Annotated in this window: 21 protein-coding genes; 11 read left to right on the forward strand and 10 right to left on the reverse strand. The window is 73.2% G+C overall.

Annotated features, from left to right (window positions below; genetic code table 11):
• Positions 1-7: 7 nt before the first annotated feature.
• Complete coding sequence (locus tag AB0B39_RS03580; RefSeq protein ID WP_234584338.1) at positions 8-883, reverse strand: PhzF family phenazine biosynthesis protein; 876 nt, start codon at positions 881-883, stop codon at positions 8-10.
• A 33-nt stretch (positions 884-916) separates the two neighbouring features.
• On the opposite strand from AB0B39_RS03580, the gene AB0B39_RS03585 reads away from it, so the two are divergent.
• The 3 genes from AB0B39_RS03585 to AB0B39_RS03595 all read left to right on the forward strand — a co-directional run bounded on the left by AB0B39_RS03585 (position 917) and on the right by AB0B39_RS03595 (position 4,058).
• Complete coding sequence (locus AB0B39_RS03585; RefSeq protein WP_234584337.1) at positions 917-2,203, forward strand: CBS domain-containing protein; 1,287 nt, start codon at positions 917-919, stop codon at positions 2,201-2,203.
• Positions 2,196-2,822, forward strand: coding sequence for a DUF1003 domain-containing protein (locus tag AB0B39_RS03590; protein WP_234584336.1), 627 nt, complete (start codon positions 2,196-2,198; stop codon positions 2,820-2,822). The genes AB0B39_RS03585 and AB0B39_RS03590 overlap by 8 nt, the downstream gene beginning before the upstream one ends.
• 87 nt (positions 2,823-2,909) lie before the next feature.
• Positions 2,910-4,058 (forward strand): Mrp/NBP35 family ATP-binding protein, encoded by a 1,149-nt coding sequence (locus AB0B39_RS03595; protein ID WP_357573391.1) that lies wholly within the window; start codon positions 2,910-2,912, stop codon positions 4,056-4,058.
• A 70-nt stretch (positions 4,059-4,128) separates the two neighbouring features.
• Here the strand turns inward: AB0B39_RS03595 and AB0B39_RS03600 are convergent, their stop codons facing one another.
• Positions 4,129-4,551 carry a preprotein translocase subunit TatB gene (locus AB0B39_RS03600; protein WP_234584334.1) on the reverse strand — a complete coding sequence of 141 codons (423 nt, stop codon included), beginning with the start codon at positions 4,549-4,551 and terminating at the stop codon, positions 4,129-4,131.
• A gap of 76 nt (positions 4,552-4,627) precedes the next feature.
• Entirely contained in the window at positions 4,628-5,974 is a 1,347-nt protein-coding gene (locus AB0B39_RS03605; RefSeq protein ID WP_357573772.1) for a trypsin-like peptidase domain-containing protein, read from the reverse strand.
• 281 nt (positions 5,975-6,255) lie between these two features.
• On the opposite strand from AB0B39_RS03605, the gene AB0B39_RS03610 reads away from it, so the two are divergent.
• The gene (locus AB0B39_RS03610) at positions 6,256-6,843 is read left to right on the forward strand and encodes an O-methyltransferase (protein WP_234584332.1); all 588 of its coding nucleotides are present in this window, start codon (positions 6,256-6,258) and stop codon (positions 6,841-6,843) included.
• Between the two features lie 3 nt (positions 6,844-6,846).
• On the opposite strand, the gene AB0B39_RS03615 is transcribed toward AB0B39_RS03610, so the two are convergent.
• Together AB0B39_RS03615 and AB0B39_RS03620 are read right to left on the reverse strand one after the other, a co-directional pair.
• Positions 6,847-8,322: a leucyl aminopeptidase family protein gene (locus tag AB0B39_RS03615; RefSeq protein ID WP_357573392.1), complete on the reverse strand. Its 1,476-nt coding sequence runs from the start codon at positions 8,320-8,322 to the stop codon at positions 6,847-6,849.
• 148 nt (positions 8,323-8,470) lie between these two features.
• Entirely contained in the window at positions 8,471-8,638 is a 168-nt protein-coding gene (locus tag AB0B39_RS03620) for a DUF3117 domain-containing protein (RefSeq protein ID WP_007455245.1), read from the reverse strand.
• Between the two features lie 190 nt (positions 8,639-8,828).
• Between AB0B39_RS03620 and AB0B39_RS03625 the strand changes: the two genes are divergently transcribed.
• From AB0B39_RS03625 to AB0B39_RS03640, 4 genes are read left to right on the forward strand one after another with little or no spacing between them, the layout of a single operon-like run.
• A complete protein-coding gene (locus tag AB0B39_RS03625) occupies positions 8,829-9,647 on the forward strand; it encodes a PaaX family transcriptional regulator C-terminal domain-containing protein (protein ID WP_007455243.1) in 819 nt (272 codons plus the stop codon).
• A 4-nt stretch (positions 9,648-9,651) separates the two neighbouring features.
• Entirely contained in the window at positions 9,652-10,443 is a 792-nt protein-coding gene (locus AB0B39_RS03630; protein ID WP_234584328.1) for an enoyl-CoA hydratase-related protein, read from the forward strand.
• 59 nt (positions 10,444-10,502) lie between these two features.
• Positions 10,503-11,801, forward strand: coding sequence for a DUF1800 domain-containing protein (locus tag AB0B39_RS03635; RefSeq protein WP_357573393.1), 1,299 nt, complete (start codon positions 10,503-10,505; stop codon positions 11,799-11,801).
• 16 nt (positions 11,802-11,817) lie between these two features.
• Positions 11,818-13,059, forward strand: coding sequence for a DUF1501 domain-containing protein (locus AB0B39_RS03640; protein ID WP_357573394.1), 1,242 nt, complete (start codon positions 11,818-11,820; stop codon positions 13,057-13,059).
• On the opposite strand, the gene AB0B39_RS03645 is transcribed toward AB0B39_RS03640, so the two are convergent.
• Complete coding sequence (locus tag AB0B39_RS03645) at positions 13,056-13,679, reverse strand: hypothetical protein (protein ID WP_357573395.1); 624 nt, start codon at positions 13,677-13,679, stop codon at positions 13,056-13,058. The two genes, AB0B39_RS03640 and AB0B39_RS03645, sit on opposite strands and share 4 nt — an antisense overlap.
• Positions 13,680-13,704: 25 nt before the next feature.
• Positions 13,705-14,274: a DNA-3-methyladenine glycosylase I gene (locus AB0B39_RS03650; RefSeq protein WP_357490725.1), complete on the reverse strand. Its 570-nt coding sequence runs from the start codon at positions 14,272-14,274 to the stop codon at positions 13,705-13,707.
• Between the two features lie 138 nt (positions 14,275-14,412).
• Here AB0B39_RS03650 and AB0B39_RS03655 point away from each other — a divergent pair, with 138 nt between their 5' ends.
• Positions 14,413-15,306: a sterol desaturase family protein gene (locus AB0B39_RS03655; RefSeq protein WP_357573396.1), complete on the forward strand. Its 894-nt coding sequence runs from the start codon at positions 14,413-14,415 to the stop codon at positions 15,304-15,306.
• Here AB0B39_RS03655 and AB0B39_RS03660 read toward each other — a convergent pair.
• Complete coding sequence (locus AB0B39_RS03660; protein ID WP_357573397.1) at positions 15,251-15,748, reverse strand: SRPBCC family protein; 498 nt, start codon at positions 15,746-15,748, stop codon at positions 15,251-15,253. The two genes, AB0B39_RS03655 and AB0B39_RS03660, sit on opposite strands and share 56 nt — an antisense overlap.
• On the reverse strand, positions 15,745-16,380 hold the full coding sequence (locus AB0B39_RS03665; RefSeq protein ID WP_357573398.1) for a DivIVA domain-containing protein: 636 nt from the start codon (positions 16,378-16,380) through the stop codon (positions 15,745-15,747). Before AB0B39_RS03665 ends, AB0B39_RS03660 begins: the two co-directional genes overlap by 4 nt.
• A gap of 151 nt (positions 16,381-16,531) precedes the next feature.
• Here AB0B39_RS03665 and folP point away from each other — a divergent pair, with 151 nt between their 5' ends.
• Entirely contained in the window at positions 16,532-17,401 is an 870-nt protein-coding gene (gene folP, locus AB0B39_RS03670) for a dihydropteroate synthase (protein WP_357573399.1), read from the forward strand.
• 70 nt (positions 17,402-17,471) lie between these two features.
• On the opposite strand, the gene ndhC is transcribed toward folP, so the two are convergent.
• Positions 17,472-17,849 carry an NADH-quinone oxidoreductase subunit A gene (ndhC, locus tag AB0B39_RS03675; RefSeq protein ID WP_234584320.1) on the reverse strand — a complete coding sequence of 126 codons (378 nt, stop codon included), beginning with the start codon at positions 17,847-17,849 and terminating at the stop codon, positions 17,472-17,474.
• Positions 17,850-17,976: 127 nt separating this feature from the next.
• On the opposite strand from ndhC, the gene AB0B39_RS03680 reads away from it, so the two are divergent.
• Complete coding sequence (locus tag AB0B39_RS03680) at positions 17,977-19,419, forward strand: hypothetical protein (RefSeq protein WP_357573400.1); 1,443 nt, start codon at positions 17,977-17,979, stop codon at positions 19,417-19,419.
• The last annotated feature ends 183 nt before the right edge of the window (positions 19,420-19,602 follow it).

Raw genomic sequence — 19,602 nt, forward strand, 5'->3', positions numbered from 1 at the left:
CCGTCGCTCAGCCCACGAACGGCGGCACGGCGATCTCGCCCCGGGCCACCGGCATCACCTGACCGGCGACTGTCGCGCCGACTGCCACACCGTTCGCCGCGGTCACCGTGCAGGCCAGCGCGGAGGGGCGGTTCATCTCGATGCCCTGGCGCACCGCGTAGTGCGCCAGGCCGTCGCCCGGCAGCAGGCCGGTCGCCACCAGCCAGACGCCGAGCCCGAGCGCCGCCGAGCCGGTCGCCGGGTCCTCCGGAACGCCGAGCCCCGGCACGAAGACCCGGGCGTGCGCGGTTTGCGTGCCGGCGTCCCAGGAGAAGACGCTGACGTGCGCCACCCCGTACCGTTCCGCCGCCGCCGGGTTCACCCGCGCCCTGGCCACCGCTTCCGGACGGACCGGCAGGTAGGGGAACTCCAGCCCGCAGCCGGCCACCCGAGGGGCGGGCCCAGCCTGGTCATGGTCGTCCGCGACCAGCCCGGCGATCTCCAGCAACGGCTCCGGATCCAGCTCGGGACCGAGGGTGGGGCTGCCTCCGGTGAGCGTCGCGCCGGTCGCGGTCACCTCGATCGGCAGCACACCCGCGCCGCATTCCTGGGTGACCTGCCCCACACCGAACATCCCGCGCCGACTCGCGGTGACCGCCGCGCCGACACTCGGGTGCCCGGCGAACGGCAACTCCTCGGCCGGCGTGAAGATGCGGGCCCGGTAGGTGGCCCCCACCTGGGTCGGCGGCAGCACGAACACCGTCTCGGAGAGGTTGAACTCCAGCGCGAGCGCCTGCATCTGCTCGGTGGCCAACGCCTCCGCACCGAACACCACGGCCAGCGGGTTGCCGGCGAACGGGCGGTCGGTGAAGACGTCAACGATCTCGTAGGCCAAGGTCGACATGTTGATAAACACTAGGCGCTTAGGCTGGTGCCCGTGAGCACGCCGACCCGGGTCTACATCGCCCGTCTCGCCGGAGTCGCCGTCTTCGATCCGAACGGCGACCAGGTGGGGCGGGTTCGTGACGCCGTGGCACGGCTGCGGGCGACCAAGCGACCCCCCGAGGTGGTGGGTCTGGTCGCCGAGATGCCGATGCGCCGACGGATCTTCCTGTCCATCAACCGCATCACCTCGATCGACGCGGACGCGGTGGTCCTCGGCTCCGGCACCCTCAACCTGCGGCGCTTCGAGAAGCGCCCGAACGAGCTGCTGGTGCTCCAGGAGCTGCTGGACCGGCGCGTACAGCTCGAACCGGGCGGCCAGCCCGGCGCGGTGGTGGACGTCGCGATGGAGTGCACGCGCGGCGGCGAATGGTCGCTCAGCCGGGTCGCGGTCCGCGAGCAGACCGGCCGGCTCAGCCGCCGCGGCCACCTGCACCAGGTCGACTGGGACCGGGTACGCGGGCTCAGCGGCATCGCCGACAACCGGGGTACGGCGAACCTGCTCGCCGTCCTGGAGGACATGCGCCCGGCCGACCTGGCCAACGCGCTGCAGGACCTGCCCGACGCGCGGCGCAACGAGGTCGCGGCGGCGTTGAACGACGAGCGGCTGGCCGACGTGCTCAGCGAACTGCCGGAGCACGACCAGGTGGAGATCCTCGCCGCCCTGGACCGGGAACGGGCCGCGGACGTGCTGGAGGAGATGGACCCGGACGACGCGGCGGACCTGCTCAACGAGCTGCCCCCACCGGAGCAGGACGTGCTGCTGGACCTGATGGAGCCGGACGAGGCCGACCCGGTCCGGCAGCTGCTCAAGTACACCCCGGGCACGGCGGGCAGCGTGATGACCTCGGAGCCGGTCATCCTGCCGCCGGACGCCACGGTCGCCGAGGCGCTGGCACGGATCCGGGAGCCGCAGCTCTCCCCCGCCATCGCCGCCCAGGTCTTCGTGACCCGGGCCCCGCAGAACACCCCGACCGGCCGCTACCTGGGCATGGTGCACTTCCAGGCGTTGCTGCGTGAACCGCCGGCCGACCTGCTGGGCAAGGTGGTGGTCAACGACATCGACCCGCTGCGTCCCACCACCCCACTGCCGGAGATCACCCGCCGGATGGCCACCTACGACCTCGTCGCCATGCCGGTGATCGACCGGAGCAACCGGCTGGTCGGCGCCGTGACCGTCGACGACGTACTGGACCACTCGCTGCCCCGGGACTGGCGCGACCGGGACGCCCTGGCCGCCCCGGGCACCTCCGACGCGGTGCTGGATGGCGACGGTGGCTGAGCAGCGGCGCACGGAGCGGCTCGACCAGCCCCGCGAGCCCCGGGGCATCAAACTCCCCCGGTTCGACGCGGAGGCGTTCGGTCGCTGGTCGGAGGGCATCGCCCGGGGCATGGGCACCGCGAACTTCATCGTCGTCATGACCGTGGTGATCGCGATCTGGTTCGGCTGGAACACTCTCGCCCCGGCCGAGCTGCGCTTCGACCCGTACACCTTCACGTTCCTCACGCTGGTGTTGTCGTTGCAGGCCAGCTACGCCGCGCCGCTGATCCTGCTGGCCCAGAACCGGCAGGCCGACCGGGACCGCCTGGCGCTGGAGGAGGACCGGCGGCGGGCCACCGCCCAGAAGGCGGACACCGAGTACCTGGCCCGGGAGATCGCCGCGCTGCGGATCGCGCTCGGCGAGGTGGCCACCCGCGACTTCCTGCGTTCCGAGCTGACCCGGCTGGCCGAGGAGCTGGACGAGGCGGGGCAGCGCCGGCAACGCCTGGAGCGCCGGCAGCAGGAGAAGGACAGCCAGCAGGAGCGGCGCGCGCAGCGCGCGACCGACGGCCTGGGTCTGGACGAGCCCCGCGACGACCTGGACGGGGATTTCGCCCGCGACGCCCGGCCCGACCGCTGATCAGCGGGTCGGGTTCGGTAATCGTATGGCTCACACCACCGTCGGCCAGCGGTCGGAGCGGATGCCCCGCGACGTAGCATTGCGGGCATGTCAGCACCCGTGAGCACCGTCGAGGACGCGATCCAGGCCGCCCTGGCCACCGTCAACGACCCGGAGATCCGCCGGCCCATCACCGAGCTGGGCATGGTCCGCTCCGCCACGATCGGCGCCGACGGCGTCGTACGGGTCGAGCTGCTGCTCACCGTCGCCGGCTGCCCGCTCAAGGACAAGCTGCGCACGGACATCACCGCTGCCGTGGCGGCGGTGCCGAGCGTGACCGGCGTGGAGATCGACTTCGGTGTGATGAGCCCCGAGCAGCGGCAGTCGCTGCAGTCGCAGCTGCGCGGCGGTGGCGCCAGCGAGGAGCCGGTCATCCCGTTCGCCCAGCCGGGCTCGCGCACCCGGGTGTACGCGGTGGCCAGCGGCAAGGGTGGTGTCGGCAAGTCCAGCGTGACTGTCAACCTGGCGGCGGCGCTCGCCGCCCGTGGGCTCTCCGTGGGCGTGGTCGACGCCGACATCTACGGGCACTCGGTGCCGCGGATGCTCGGCGCGGACGGCCGGCCGACCCGCGTCGAAGACATGATCATGCCGCCGCAGTCGCACGGCGTGAAGGTCATCTCGATCGGCATGTTCACCTCGGGCAACGCGGCAGTGGTGTGGCGCGGCCCGATGCTGCACCGGGCGTTGCAGCAGTTCCTGGCCGACGTCTACTGGGGCGACCTGGACGTGCTCCTGCTCGACCTGCCCCCGGGCACCGGCGACGTGGCCATCTCGCTGGCCCAGTTGCTGCCCAACTCGGAGATCCTGATCGTGACCACCCCGCAGACCGCCGCCGCCGAGGTGGCCGAGCGGGCGGGTGCGATCGCCCTGCAGACCCACCAGCGGGTGGTCGGCGTCATCGAGAACATGTCCTGGCTGGAGCTGCCGGACGGCTCCCGGATGGAGGTCTTCGGCGCCGGCGGTGGTGCGGCTGTCGCCGATTCGCTGAGCCGGACCATCGGCGCCCAGGTGCCGCTGCTCGGTCAGATCCCGCTGGACACCCGTGTCCGCGAGGCCGGCGACGCCGGCAACCCGATCGTGCTGGCCGAGCCGGAGTCCCCGGCCGCGCAGGCGCTCGGCACGATCGCCGACCGGCTCGCGCTGCGCCGCGAGTCGCTGCTCGGCAAGCCGCTCGGCCTCAAGCCGGCCGGGCGCTGACCCCCCGATCGACGACGCCCCGCCGGCCCACTCGGGCCTGCGGGGCGTTGTCGTCGCTGTGCCGTACGAGTCAGGTGGCGTCGTCGTAGCTGGGCCGGGGAGCCGGTGCCGGCGAGGCGCCGGTGGCCGTGCCGGGCCGGGAGCCGTTCGCGCGGGGGTCCACGGCGTTGGCCACGTCCTTCAGCTCGTTGTGCACGCCGCTGACGTCCGCGCGCAGGTTGTCGTAGACGCCCTGCATGGGCTTGCGGATCGCCGCCTCGTCCTCCTCGCTGAGGAGGTGCTTGCGGATGAAGGCCTTCGGGTGCAGATCCTCGAGCTGGATGTCGGTGCCCAGCTCGCGACTGAGGTCGCCGGTGGCGTTGCGGGCCATGTTGCGCAGATTGCGCACCATCCGCAGGCCGTCGTTGATCACGGCAGGCAGCCGGTCACCAAAGATCAACAGCGCCAGGAGCAGCAGCGCCCCGACTTCCCACATGTTCAGGTTCTCGAACATCCCGTGGGCCTCCTCTCGGCGTCAGCAGCAAGACTACGCACGTCGGACGGCTTTCCGGCAGGGGGTGACCCGCTGTTCACTTGGCATCCGCGGCGAGGGTCACCGACGTGTTCTGCCGAGCGGCCCCCCGCCGGAACTCGACAGTCACCACCGAACCCGGAGCGAACTTGCGGACCAGGGCGATCAGGTCGGTCGGCTCGGTCATCGGCCGGCCGTTCAGCTTCAGGATCACGTCGCCGACCTTCAGCCCGGCACCGGCCGCCGGCCCGGAGGGCTCCACGGCGGCCAGCCGTACGCCGCCGTTGGCACCCGCGCCTGGGCCACCCACCTGGGCGCCGATGACCGTACGCCGGGCCTTGCCGGTGCCGATGATGTCCTGGGTGACCCGCTTGGCCTGGTTGATCGGGATGGCGAAGGCGAGCCCGATGTTGCCGGCCTCCTGGCCCTCGGCCACCAGCGACTTGATCGTGGAGTTGACCCCGACCACCCGCCCGGCGCCGTCGACAAGCGGGCCGCCGGAGTTGCCGTGGTTGACCGCGGCGTCGGTCTGGATGGCCGCGTAGTAGCGCACCGGGCCACCCGGCTCACCGGCCTGCATCGTCCGGTCCAGGGCGCTCACGATGCCGGCGGTGACCGTGTTGGCCAGCGACAGGGGCGAGCCGATGGCGAGCACCGGGTCGCCGACGGCCAGCGCGTCGGAGTCGCCGAACTCCACCGGTCGCAGCCCTGTCCGGTTCACCTTGATCACCGCGATGTCGGACTCCGGGTCCTGACCGACGACTGTCGCCGGGGCGGAGGTGCCGTCGTTGAAGATCACCGAGGCCTTGCCGCTGCTGCCGGACACCACGTGGTCGTTGGTGATCACATGACCGTCGGCGCTGGCGATGAAGCCGGAGCCCTCGCTGGTCCCGCCCAGGCTGCTCACCCGGACGGTGACCACGCTGGGCAGGACACGTTCGGCGACTCCGGCAAGTGACTCCGGCTTGCGCTGGGCCAGCACGGGCGGCTCCGCGGCCTGCGCGCCGAGCACCGTGCCGGCGGCGCCACCACGGACCGCGAACGCGTAGCCCAGCGCGCCACCGAGGGTGCCTGCCAGCAGCGCGGTGATCACCGGTATGAGCAGCAGGTGACGCAGCGTCGGTCGACCCGGCGCGTCCGGGTCGGTGACCGGTTCGGGCTCGGTGCCGGCCGCCACCACCCCCGGCACCACCACTGCGGCGGGCGTCGCCGGATCACGCCACGGATCACCGAGCGCGTCGGACCACCAGGGCGACGCGCCGGCCGCAGCCGCAGGCGCGGCGTCGCTCCCCGGCGTGGTCGGCGCCCCCGCCGGCGGGGTCCCTGCCCCGGGCGGGCTCGCCGGAGCCGGAGTCTCACCGCCCCGGCGCCAATCCCAGCCGTCGGTCACGTCGGTGCCTCCCAGTCCGTCCCCGGATCCCGCGCGGCGTCGCCCGGCCACGGTTCGGCGCGGTCGAGGCTGACGGAATACCGCTTCCAGGATTGCACGGATGCGCGCGGTGGAGTCAGCGGTTGCCCCCGGCGATCGCGAGGGGACGGAGGCGCGGCTGCGCCTCGGTCGGGTCGCCTCTACGCTCACAGTGCCAACCCGCCCCCGCACCACGCACCGCCCGGAGGTGCCCCATCGCCACGGTCGCCGGTTCCGGCAGTTCGACGACCCAGGCTCAGCAGTTCGCCGAGTCGTACGTGACCGAGGATCTCGTCCTACGGACCGCCCGCAGCCTGGCCCACGAGGTGGGCCTCGACGCGGTCACCCCCGGAGCGGGGGCGGCGCTGCGGCTGCTGGCCGCGGCCGGCAACGCCCGCGCGGTGGTGGAGATCGGCACCGGCACGGGCGTGAGCGGCGTCTGGCTGCTGCGAGGCATGCGCGCCGACGGCGTGCTCACCACCATCGACGTGGAGGTGGAGCACCAGCGGATCGCCCGGCGGATCTTCACCGAGGCGGGCTTCGCCGCCGGCCGCACCCGGATCATCACCGGTCGCGCGCTGGACGTGCTGCCGCGGCTCGCCGACGGGGCGTACGACCTGGTCTTCGTCGACGCCGAGGCGACCGGCTTCCACGCCTGCGTGGAAGCGGCGCTGCGACTGCTGCGCCCGGGCGGCGTGCTCGCGCTCAACGGCATGCTCGCGCACGGTCGGATCGGTGACCCGGCCGCCCGGGACGCGGAGACGGTGACGGTCCGCGAAACGATCAAGGCGGTCCGGGAGTCGGAGCACTGGATTCCCGCGCTGCTCCCGGTCGGGCACGGGGTGCTCGCCGCCGTGAAGTGCTGACGGTCAGTCGACGGCGGCCAGCCAGCGCAGCAGCGAGCGGACGCCCCAGCCCGTCGCACCGCGGGTGAGCTCGGCCTGGTCGCCGTCCGCCCAGGACGGGGCGGACATGTCCAGGTGCAGCCAGCGGTCCCGCAGGTCGCCGGTGAACTCGCGCAGGTAGAGCGCGGCAGTCACCGATCCGGCGCCCTGGGCGGGCGCGCTGTAGAGATCGGCGATCTCGCTGCCCAGGTACTCGACGTAGTCGGTGTGCAGCGGCATCCGCCAGGCCGCCTCGCCGGCCGCCTCGATCGCCGTCAGCAGGTCGGCGGCGAGATCGTCGTTCTCGCTGTAGAGGGCCGCGGTGCGCTTGCCCAGCGCCACGGCGTTGGCGCCGGTGAGGGTGGCCAGGTCGATCAGCAGGTCGGGCTTGAGCTGCCGCACCGCGTACGCCAGCGCGTCGGCGAGGACCAGCCGGCCCTCCGCGTCGGAGTTGGTCGTCTCGCTTGTCGTCCCGTCGTAGTGCCGGATCACGTCGCCCGGGCGGAACGCCGAGCCGCTGACCATGTTCTCGGCGAGCGGGGCCAGGGTGGTGACGCGGACCGGCAGGCGCAGCGCCGCCGCGCCGAGGGTGGCGGCGACGACGGCCGCCGCGCCGGCCATGTCCTTGCGCATCAGCTTCATCGCCGGCACCGGTTTGATCGAGATGCCGCCGGTGTCGAAGGTGATGCCCTTGCCGATCAGCACCACATGGGTGCGCGCGTTCGCGGGGTGCCAGTCCACCTCGACCAACCGTGGGCCGCTGGCCGAGCCACCGCCGACGGCGAGGATCCCACCGAAGCCCTCCGCGGCCAGCTCGGCCGGGCCACGCACCGTCAGGCGCACGTCCGGCAGGTCGGCGGCGGCGGAGGCCACCTGGTCGGCGAACCACTGCGGGGTCTTCACCGAGGAGGGGGTGTTGGTCAGGTCGCGGGCGAGGCGGGTCATCGCGGCGGTGGTCCGCGCGGTGGCCACGGTGCTCTCGTACGCCTCCGGGTCGTCGAGAAGCAGGTCGACGCCGGTGAGCGCGGGCGGGTCGCCGGCCTCGGTCAGCCGGAACCGGTACGAGGCGAGCAGCAGCCCCTCGGTCAACCCACGGACCGCCTCGGAGGTCACCTCGGCCGGCAGCGCGATAGTGATCTGCGTCTCATCGGACGCGGAGCGGGCCAGAGCAGCGCCGGCAGCCCGCCAGGACGACTCTCCGCCGTCGCCGATACCGAGCAGCACCAGCCGACCGGGGCTGCGCCCTGGGCGCAGGTGGGTGGCGATCTCACCGGCCCGGCCGCTCACTCGGGCCACCGGCACCAGCGCGGCAGCCTCCTCGGCGGTGCCGTCCGGCGGCGTCACGGCGGTGGGCGCCAACTCCGCCGGGGCGTCACCTCCCGCCGCCGGATCGGTGGGGCGGACGGGCAGGACGAGGACGTCGAGCCGATCGGGCTCGGCAAGCGGACGGATGGCGAGCACGCGGAACCGCACCTCCAGGAAATGTCGCAGAGTGGGACCGGGCCATCGCCCGCCCACACCGATGAAGACCCTGAGCCACCGGCGATCCCGGTGGCTCAGGGTCCAAGAAACGCTCCGAGCGGCGTACGCCGTCCGGGTCGCTCCTCACTCAGCCGGCGGCTGCCTTCAACGCGTCACCGAGCGCGTTGGCCTCGTCGGGAGTCATCTCGACGACGAGCCGGCCACCGCCCTCCAGCGGGACCCGCATGACGATGCCCCGACCCTCCTTGGTGACTTCCAGCGGACCGTCGCCCGTCCGCGGCTTCATCGCCGCCATGTTGTCTCCCCTCAGACCTACACCAGGGTCGGTGGGTTGCCCCACAGCCACTTCGTCACGACCTCCCGCAACTCTCGCGGGGGTGTCGACAGACGATTTTCCCTGATGAACACCGCCGGACCCAAACCGGAGCAGCATTGATGTAACAGCATCTAGCTTATCTTGAGAAGGCCTGTCACAATGTGCGGTCATGCAGGCACGGTCGGCACTCTTCGACCTGTACGGCGACCACCTCCGGCCGAGGGGTGGCCGGGCACCGGTCGCCGCCCTGGTCAAGCTATTGGCGCCGTTGGGAATCGCGCCGCCCGCCGTTCGCACCGCCGTGTCCCGGATGGTGCGTCAAGGCTGGCTCGACCCGCTCCGGTTGGCCTCCGGACCGGGATATTCGATCACACCAAAAGCCGCCCGACGACTCGACGAGGCGGCGGCCCGGATCTACCGAACCGGCCGGGTCACCTGGGACGGCCGCTTCGATCTGCTCGTGCTCGACGCCCCGGGTTCCCGGCGGGACCGGCAGCGACTCGCCGCCACCCTCAGCTTCCTCGGCTACGGCACGCTCGACGAGCAGACCTGGGTGGCCACCCGGCCCGCCGAGGACGTCGACCTGTTGCTCGCCGAGGCCGGCATCCGGTTCGAGCGGTTCACGGCCTCGCACTTCTCCGGCACCCCCGGTGCGATGGGCGTCGTCCGCCGTGCCTGGGACCTGGCCGAGATCGGCCGCGCGTACGAGCGGTTCGTCGCCGACCAGCGCCCCCTCCTCGGCGCGGTCACCGTGCGCAGCAGCGACGAGGAGGCGTACGCGGCCCGATTCCGGCTGGTGCACGCGTGGCGTACCTTCCTGTTCCGGGACCCGCAACTGCCCCCCGCGCTGCTGCCCGAGCGCTGGCCCGGCACCGCCGCCGCCAGCTTCTTCGACCGGCACGCGGCCCGCCTGCGTCCGGCCGCCGACCGGTACGTCGAGCAGTGCCTCGACGCCGGCAACCGCATCGTTCGACAGAAGGGTCGTTAGACACGTGACCGAGCCGTTGCTCGTCGACCGGACCGACGCCGTCGTCACCCTCACCCTCAACCGGCCGCAGGCGATGAACGCGCTCGACCTGGCGCTCAAGGAGGCCCTGCGGGACACGCTGGCCGAGCTGGAGACCGACCGGTCCTGCCGGGCGGTCGTGCTGGCCGGGGCCGGTGGAGCGTTCAGCGCCGGGCAGGACCTGCGCGAGCACGTGGCGACCCTGGGCAACTCCTCCGGCCCGCCGCTGGACACCGTGCGGGCGCACTACAACCCGATCGCCGCCCGGCTGGCCAACCTGCCCAAGCCGGTGGTCGCAGCGGTCCGCGGAATGGCCGCCGGCGCCGGCGCGTCGCTGGCCTTCCTCGCCGACATCCGGATCGGCGGCCCGAGCACCAGCTTCCTGATGGCCTTCGCCAAGGTCGGCCTCGCCGCCGACACCGGCGCCTCCTGGACGCTGCCCCGGCTGGTCGGTCACGCCAAGGCCGTGGAGCTGCTGATGCTGGCCGAGCCGGTCCGCGCCGAGGAGGCCTGCCGGCTGGGGCTGATCACCCGACTGACGGACGACGACGAGCAGGTGCTGCCTGTCGCGCAGGACCTGGCCGCCCGGCTCGCCGCCGGCCCCACGGTCGCGTACGGGGCCATCAAGCGGCAGCTCTCGATCGCCGACGCCGGCACGCTCGCCGACGCCCTCTCGGCCGAGGCCCAGGCTCAGGCGATCTGCGGCGCCACCGCCGACCACCGGGCGGCCACCCTCGCGTTCGTCGCCAAGCAGAAACCGGTCTTCGAGGGACACTGAACGCGATTCGCACCCCGCCCTTACCGTCCTCGTACGCGGGCCGCCTAGCGTCGGGCCGCATGAGCGATCGTGAAGCGGTGGCGCACCTGCTGCGGCGGGCCACCTTCGGGCCGACCGCCGACGAGGTGGACGCGGCCGAGCGGGTTGGGCCGGCGGCGACCCTGGACAACCTGCTCGCCCCGAAAGGGGCCGACCGGGGCGCGGCGGCCACCCCAGCGCCGACGCTGCCCCCGGACCCGTACGCCGCGCTGACGAAGGAATCCACCCGCGAAGAGCGTCAGAAGGCCAACGCCCAGCGCCGCGAGCAGCTCCAGCAGGTGACCCTCTGGTGGCTGGACCGGATGGTCGCCGCCGAGGACGGGCTGACCGAGAAGCTGCTCTTCTTCTGGCACGGGCACTGGGCGACAAGCGCGCAGAAAGTCAAGTCGGCGCGCGTGATGCTGGGCCAGTTGGAGACCCTGCGCCGCCACGGGCGCGGGCCGCTGGCCCCGCTGGTCGCTGCGATGGTGCGCGACCCGGCCCTGATCATCTGGCTGGACGGGCAGAAGAACACCCGCAAGGCGCCGAACGAGAACCTGGCGCGCGAGCTGATGGAGCTGTTCACTCTCGGCATCGGCGGCTACACCGAGGCCGACGTGAAGGCCGGCGCGCGGGCGTTGACCGGCTGGGTGGTGGACCGGCGCACCGGCGTCGCCCGTCTGGAGGCCAAACGGCACGACCCGGGGGAGAAGACGATCCTGGGACAGACCGGCCGCTTCGACGCCGAGGCGTACGCCGGGCTGCTGGCCGCCCAGCCGACGGCGGCGACGTTCGTTGCCGGGCGGCTCTGGTTCCGCTACGCCGGCACCGACGTCCCGGCGCCGGACGGCCTGGCCGGCGCGGACAGCGTCGCCACCCTGCGCGCGCTGTTCTCGTCGCCGGCCTTCGCCCAGACCCGGGGCACCCTCGTGAAGCAGCCGGTGGAGTGGATGGTCGGTGCGCTGCGACAGCTCGGCGTCCGGCCCTCCGCCCTGCCCGAGCAGCAGCGCAAGCAACTGCTCTCCGGTCTGAACGCGCTGGACCAGGTGCCGCTGCGGCCGCCCAGCGTGGGCGGCTGGCCGGCCGGCGCCGCGTGGCTGACCACCTCGTCGTTGCAGGCCCGGCTCCGGATGGCCGGGATGCTGGCCGCGGCGGCCACCCCGGCGGTGCTGGCCCGGCTGACCGCCGCGCCCGTCGCCGGCCGGCCGGACGCGCTGGCCCGACTGCTGGTCGTCTACGGCTGGGGCGCCCGCACCCGGGCCGCCCTCACACCGTTGGCCGGCGAGCCGCGCAAGCTGCTGGCCGCCGGGCTGGTCAGCCCCGAATACACCGTCAGCTGAGCGGAGGAGTCGAGAAGTGGACACCCTGACCCGACGCAGGTTCCTGCTCACCAGCGGGGTGGTCGGCGCGGGCGCGCTGGCCGCCGGTGCCGGCGCGTACGGCCTGCGGGACCTCCTGGACACCGCCGGAGACCGTGATCCGCAGTCCCGCACGCTGGTGCTGGTCACCCTCTACGGCGGCAACGACGGCCTGAACACCGTCATCCCGTACGGCGACCCGGCCTACCGGGCGGCCCGCCCGGAGCTGGCGTACCCCGACGGCGAGGTGCGGCGGCTCGACGACGACTTCGCCCTCAACCCGGCGCTGGCCGGGCTGCACCAGCGCTGGTCGGGCGGTGGGCTCGCGATCGTGCGCGGGGTCGGCTACCCGAAGCCGGACCGCAGCCACTTCCGGTCGATGGACATCTGGCACACGGCGCAGCCCGACCGGCCGGGCAACACCGGCTGGCTCGGCCGCTGGCTGGACGGGACGGGCGGCGACCCCCGGCTGGCCGTGTCGTTCGAGCCGGCGTTGCCGCCGCTGCTGGCCGGGGCGCGCAGCGCGGGCGCTGCCGTGCCGGTGACCGACCGCAAGGCCACCAAGGGCCTGCCGGCGGAGACGCTCACCGCGTTCGAAGCGGCCGAGCCGGGTGAGTCAGCCGCACGGGCGAGAGCCGCCGCCTGCTTCGCCGACCTGCGGTCGGTGGACGAGATGATCCACCAGGTACGCGACTCCGCCGCCACGGAGGCGGACGACCCGGACGGCGAGCAGGCGCCCGCCACGGCCACCGGCGGGGCACGAACCCCGCTGGACGCCCAACTGGACCTGGTCGCGCAGTGTGTCGAGGCGAACGTGTCCACGCGGGTCTTCTCGGTGTCGCTGGGCGGCTTCGACACGCACGCCGACGAGAAGCAGTTGCAGGCCGTCCTGCTGGGGCAGGTGGACCGGGCGTTGACCGCGTTCGCCGACCGGATGAGTCGCACCGAGGCGGGCCGCAAGGTGGTGGTGGCGGTCTACTCCGAGTTCGGCCGCCGGGTGAAGGCCAACGCCTCGGACGGCACCGACCACGGCACCGCCTCCGACATGCTGCTGCTCGGCGCGGGAGTGCGCGGCGGCTGGCACGGGGACGCGCCCAGCCTCACCGACCTCGACGATGGCGACCTGAAATACACCACGGACTTCCGGGACGTCTACGCCACGCTGCTGGAACGGGTCCTGGACACCGACCCGGGGCCGGTGCTGGCCGACTGGCGGGGACGCCTCGACAAGCTGTTCTAGTCGTCCTCTTCCGGGTCCTGGTTGGCCTCCGCGCCCAGCACGAACGCCTGCATGGCGAGTTCGTCGCCGGCCGGTGACACGAACGCCGGCAGCTCGCGCGGCCCCAACTCCTGCACGTACGACCAGAACAGACGCACCGCCTCGGCCGGCGTGCCGGCCTCGATCGGCAGGTCGAGGCTGACCAGCCAGGTGCGCCGCGCCGGGGGCGGGCCGAGCCGGTCGGCCAACGCCCGGAAGGCGGCCGGCTCCAGTGCGGTGACCGGCCCGTCGAGGGTGAGCAGGTCGGTCGGCACCGGCTCGTCGAAGGCCCTGCGGGTGTACGTCACGACGAGCGTCCCCGGCTCGATGTCGGACTGCGGATCGTCCGGGTCCTCGGAGTGCCGCTGCGTCGGCGCGGTGACCCGGCCGAGGGCCACCAGTCGCGGCGGCGCGTCGGCCAGCACCGCCACCCGGTCACCGGGGCCGGGACGACCGACGTCGGTCAGCCCGGTCAGCTCCAGCGAGTCGTGGTGCACGAGCCGCTCGGCCTCGTAGCGCTCCGGGGGCAGCAGCACGGCCCAGGTGCCCGGCCCGTCGGTGTTGCCGGCCGCACCGGCCCGGTACGCGGTCTCGGTCGTCATGCCTGCCATCCCATCACGCCGCCGGTCAGCGGGTGACGTGACAGCCGACGATGTGATCGTCGACCATCCCGGTGGCCTGCATGAGGGCGTACGCGGTGGTGGGGCCGACGAACCGGAAGCCGCGCTTCTTGAGCGCCTTGGCCATCGCCGTCGACTCCGGGGTGATCGGCGCCAGCTCGGCGAACGAGGCGGGGCGGGCCGGCCGGCGCTCCGGAGCGAACGACCAGAGCAGCGTGGACAGCCCGTCGGGCAGTTCCAGGGCGGCACGGGCGTTGGCGATCGCCGCCTCGATCTTGGCCCGGTTGCGGACGATGCCGGCGTCGGCGAGCAGCCGGGTCACGTCGGCCTCGCCGTAGCCGGCCACCGTCGCGAGGTGGAACTCGTCGAAGGCCAACCGGAACGCCGGGCGTTTGCGCAGGATGGTCAGCCAGGACAGGCCGGACTGGAACGCCTCCAGGGTCATCCGCTCGTAGAGCGCGTCGTCACCGCGCAGCGGCCGCCCCCACTCGGTGTCGTGGTAGACGGCGTAGTCCGGGGTGCTCGCCCCCCAGGCGCAGCGGGCCAGCCCGTCGGCGCCGATCACCAGGTCACTCACGTCGCACACGCTAGGCCATCGCACCGACAGCCCATTGCCACCTGCCGCTCCACTGCCTATCGTGCTTGTTACCGACCGGTAGGTCGGGGTCACCCAGCGGGGCGTCCCCGGCCGACGACGGCGAGTGGAGGCGGCGCGATGAAGGAATTTCCGGACGTCATCGCCTGGTCGATCCCGGCCTTCCTGCTGCTCATCGTGCTGGAACGGGTCTCCTACCTGCTGCACCGCGACGACGACGAGGTCGGCTACGGCGGCGCGGACACCGCGACGAGCCTGGCGATGGGGCTCGGCAGCGTCTTCACGGACCTGCTCTGGAAGGTGCCGATCGCCGCCGCGTACGCGCTGCTCTACGCGCTCACCCCGCTGCGGATCGCCGACATCTGGTGGAGTTGGCCGCTGATCCTGCTGGCGCAGGACTTCTGCTACTACTGGTCACACCGGGGCCACCACGTCATCCGGATCCTCTGGGCCTCGCACGTGGTGCACCACTCGTCGCAGCGGTTCAACCTCTCCACCGCGCTGCGGCAGCCGTGGACCGGGCTGACCAGTTGGGTCTTCTACGTCCCGCTGATCCTGGCCGGCGTACACCCGGCGGTCGTCGCGTTCTGCGGTTCGGTCAACCTGCTCTACCAGTTCTGGATCCACACCGAGCGCATCGAGAAGATGCCACGCTGGTACGAGTTCGTCTTCAACACCCCGTCGCACCATCGCGTCCACCACGCCTCCCAGGGCGGCTACCTGGACCGCAACTTCGGCGGCATCCTGATCGCCTGGGACCGGCTGTTCGGCTCCTTCGCGGCGGAGCGGGAGCGCTGCGTCTACGGCCTGACCAAGAACGTGGGCAGTTACAACCCGGTGCGCGTGGCCTTCCACGAGTACGTCTCGATCGCCCGGGACCTGCGCGCCGCCGGGACGTGGCGGCACCGCCTGGGGCATCTCCTCCGCGCGCCGGGCTGGCAGCCGGCGCCGGGCGTGGTCAGGGCAGTCGGCCCTGCTCGACCAGACGGGCGAACCTCTTCAGCGCCTGGGTGAGGCCCAGCTTGGAGCCGGGCCAGAGCACCGGCCACGCCAGCCGGCCGGCCCGGCCGCCCGGCAGGTGGAACCACTCGTGCCAGACGACCTGGGTGCGGGCCTCGCCGAGTGCGGTGCACCGCAGGACACCCGGCCCGCGTAGCACCTGGCCGTGGTGCACGACGCCGATCTCGTACGGCTCGTCGACCCGGACCACCCGCATCTCGTCGCGCAGTGTCGCCCGGCCGAGCGCGGTCACCGCCTCGATCCGGCTGCCCTCGCGCCCGTCGCCCTCGACGACCCGGACCTGCGTGAACGGGATCCAGTCCGACTGTCGTTCCCAGGCGAGCAACGCGGCGAAGACCCGGGCCGCCGGAGCGTTGACGATGACGGTGGCGGTCACCTCACCGGCACCGGGTTGCGCCGCCTCCTGAAGATCGTCGGCGCCCTCCGGACCGGTCACGCCGACTCCGACCGGACCACCGCGCCGTGCTGCCCGGCGCCACCGGCCCGCTGGTCAGCGGCCGGCTCGTCAGCGGCCGGCTCGCGGTCAGTCGGTTCGCCGTCCGCCGGCTTGTGGGCGGTTGGCCCGCTGTCGGTACGCGTGCGGTCGGTCGGCTCGCTGTCCCCCGGTGCGACGCCGTCCGAATCGGCAGCCGAGGAGGTGGGAGCGGGCACGGCGTCGGCCGGCGATCCGTCCGCATCCGACTCCGCGGTGGCCGCGGCCGGCACCACCGTCGCGGCCTGCTCGCGGGCCTGGCGCAGCGCGTCCGCGTCGTCGATGCGGCCCTCACGCAACGCGATGACCTCCGACTCCAGCACGCCGATCAGCTCGGACTTGTAGCCGATGTCGTAGGCGGCACGGCGCATCGCCTGGTCGACCTGGGCCATCCGGTACCCGCGCAAACCGGTGTCGAACCGGACCGCGCCCACATCGGATTCCCGCAGTGGTCGGGTGCCGGGCAGCGGGATGGCCTGCGAATCCGGTTCGGTCGGCGCGAGGCCGGGATCCCGGCCACTGACCAACACCGTCACGCCGAAAACGACCGCCGCGACCGTCAATGCCACGACCAGGAGGAGCAGAAGCTGACCCATGCACTGATCGTGGCACGACAGGCGGCTGGGAGCGACCCCACCACCCCGATCGCGATCGACGCCCACGCCCGCCCCGCGCGCCGGCCGGCCGACCGGCTAGCGTCGGTGGCGGCCGGAGCGGCGGCGACGGTGCGGACAGTCGGGAGGCGTGATGGCCGGGGCACTTCGGCTTGGTGGGCGGACGTTCGCCCCGGGTGAGCTGGTGGTGATGGCCATCGTCAACCGCACACCGGACTCGTTCTTCGACCGGGGCGCCACCTTCGCCGCCGACAGCGCGCTGCGTGCCGTCGAGCGGGCGGTCGACGAGGGCGCGGCGATCATCGACATCGGCGGGGTCAAGGCGGGACCGGGCGCCGAGGTGGACGTGGCGGAGGAGATCCGCCGCACCGTGGACACCATCGCCGCTGTACGGGCCGCGTTCCCGGAGGTGGTGATCTCCATCGACACCTGGCGTGCCGAGGTGGCGACGGAGGCCGTGGCAGCCGGCGCGGACCTGCTCAACGACACCTGGTCGGGCGCCGACCCGGCGCTCGCCCGGGTCGCGGCGAGCACCGGCGCCGGCCTGGTCTGCTCGCACGCCGGCGGGCTGGTCCCCCGGACCCGGCCGCACCGGGCCGCCTTCGACGACGTGGTCGCCGACGTGGTCGAGACGGTTACCGGGCTCGCCGAGCGCGCGGTGGCGGCGGGGGTACGCCCCGACGGCATCCTCATCGACCCGGCGCACGACTTCGGCAAGAACACCCGGCACTCCCTGGAGATCACCCGCCGGTTGGACGAGCTGACCGCGACCGGCTGGCCGGTGCTGGTGGCGCTCTCCAACAAGGACTTCGTCGGCGAGACGCTGGACCTGCCGGTGGCCGAGCGGCTGGAGGGCACGCTCGCCGCGACGGCGGTCTCCGCCTGGTTGGGCGCTCGGGTGTTCCGGGCCCACCAGGTCGGGCCCACCCGTCGGGTGCTGGACATGGTCGCCTCGATCCGCGGCGACCGACCGCCCGCGGCGACCCGGCGGGGTCTGGCCTGAGTCGTCCGGTCGGTGCGGCGACCACCGTGAACGGTCGGCGGAGCGGCACGATCGCCGGAGGACGGGGCGCTCAGGTCCAGCGCAGGATGTTCCTACGCCAGGCGTAGAGGATGCCGAGGGCGAGCACCGCCACGAACACCGCCATCTCCACCACCGTGACCAGGCCGAAGCCCGGCCGGTCGAAGACCACCGCCCACGGGAAGAGGAACACCGCCTCGACCGCGAACAGCACGTACAGGTACGCGTACACGTAGTAGCGGATCTGCATCTGCGCCCAGTCGGCGCCGACCGGGTCGAGCCCGCACTCGTAGCTGGTCCGCTTGCCGAACGGGTCGGCCGGACGGGCGGGACGTAACACCCGGTTGGCCGAGAACGCCGTCACAAAGAACAGGACACTGGCGAGCAGCAAGAGCCCGAGCGTCGCGTACGAGCCCAGGTAACCGGTCACATCGGGAGCCTACCGCCCAGACGGACAGGCCGTCCCAAACACGTTACGGATTTGTTTCCGCGTGGGACTAGTGCACTGAGACAACTGTTACGAACATTGGACTTCCACCCATGGCACCGGAGGACAGATGGCCCGCGTGAAGGTATCGCCCGAACGCCGGGCTGCGGGGCGACATCCCGCGCCCCTGCTGGCGGCGTCGCTCGCGCTCGGGCTGCTCGCGGCGCTCGCGGGCGCTCCGGCCCTCGCCAGCGCGGCGGTGCCGCACACCCACCCGATCGCCGCCGTGACGGAGTCGGCGCCCGATCCCGATCCGGACCCGGAGACCACCCCGGCCCAGGAGCCCACCCCCACCGAGGATCCGGGCGGTGATCCCGCACCTACCGACCCGGCCCCGGAGACCACCGCGCCGCCGCCGGAGACGACGCCCCCGGCGCCTCCGCCGACCACCCCGCCGAACGTGCCGCCGCCCACCACCACCGCTCCCGCACCGGGGGGCAGCACGCGACCACCGACGCCCGGGCCGCCGCCTCCCCCGGTTCAGCCGCCCGCGCCGGGTGGCACGCCGGCGCCGGTGCCGAGCCCGCTCGGCGTGCAGGTGACCACCGAGGACGTCACCCTGCCCGAGGCGTACTGGAACGCGGCCAGCACCACCACCACGCTGCGGGTCACCGTGGCGAACACCGGCACCGCAGCGCAGCGCGTCCGGCTCTCGTACACCCTGCCGGCCGGGCTGAGCGACGCCGGGACGAAGGGGTGCGCCGCAGCGGGCGGCGACGCGTACCAGTGCGGTGCCTGGACGGCCGAGGCGGGCGTCCGGTTCAGCAGCCTGATCCGGCTGCGGGTCGCCGGCGACGCCTGGGAGCGGATGCCGCTCAGTGGCTCCGTGCGGGTCGTCGCGGACGCGCCGGGGGTGTCCGGCGAGGTGGCCGACGACCAGGGCTTCGCGGTGCTGTTCCCACCCGGCCCGCCGGTGCCCGGCATCTCGCTGGCCGCCGACGAGGTCGCGTTCGACATCAGCGGCGCGGCGAGCACCCTCGCGGTGCGGCTGGTCAACACCGGCACGGTGGACGCCGCCGGCCTGGTGGAGGTGATCCTGCCGGCCGGGGTGAACGTGCCGACCCCACCGGCGGGTTGCCTGCCGGTCGAGGCGTCCCGCACCCGGTGCGACGCGGGCCTGCTGTCGGCCGGCGAGACCCGCGAGCTGCGGCTGCCGGTGGAGGCGACTCCGCAGGCCCAGCGGGAGGCGCCGCTGTCCGGAGCGGTGATCGGTCAACTCGACCCGCGCAACGGCGCGACCCGGCGGGTGCAGATGAGCTTCCGCATCACCGCGGCCGCCGCGATGGCCACGCCTGTCGTCTCGCCGCCCGCGCCGACCGGCTCGCAGGGCGTACTCCCGGCGGGCGCGACCACCGACGACGACGGCGGCATGTCCTCGGTGCAGCGGACCGCGGTCATCCTGATCGCGGTCTCCGCGCTGCTGGTGGTGCTGGCCCTCACGCTGGCGACCACCTCGCTGCGCCGCCGCCTCGGCGGGCCGCCGGCAGAGCCCACGGCTCCGCCCACCGAATGACCGATCGACGACCCTGGCCGTCCCCGGCCGGGGTCGCGGCCGGCCGGGGACGGTGATCTGAATTACGGCGGCCAGGGCGAAACCCCGCAAACTTGGGCAAATATCGGGTCGATCGGGTCTCAGTCGGCGGACCTCCGGGGAGGGTCGGGGGTCCGTTCGACGTAGGCTCTGGGGGAGGAACGA

The sequence above is a fragment of the Micromonospora sp. NPDC049114 genome (assembly GCF_040648635.1).
Lineage (GTDB): Bacteria > Actinomycetota > Actinomycetes > Mycobacteriales > Micromonosporaceae > Micromonospora.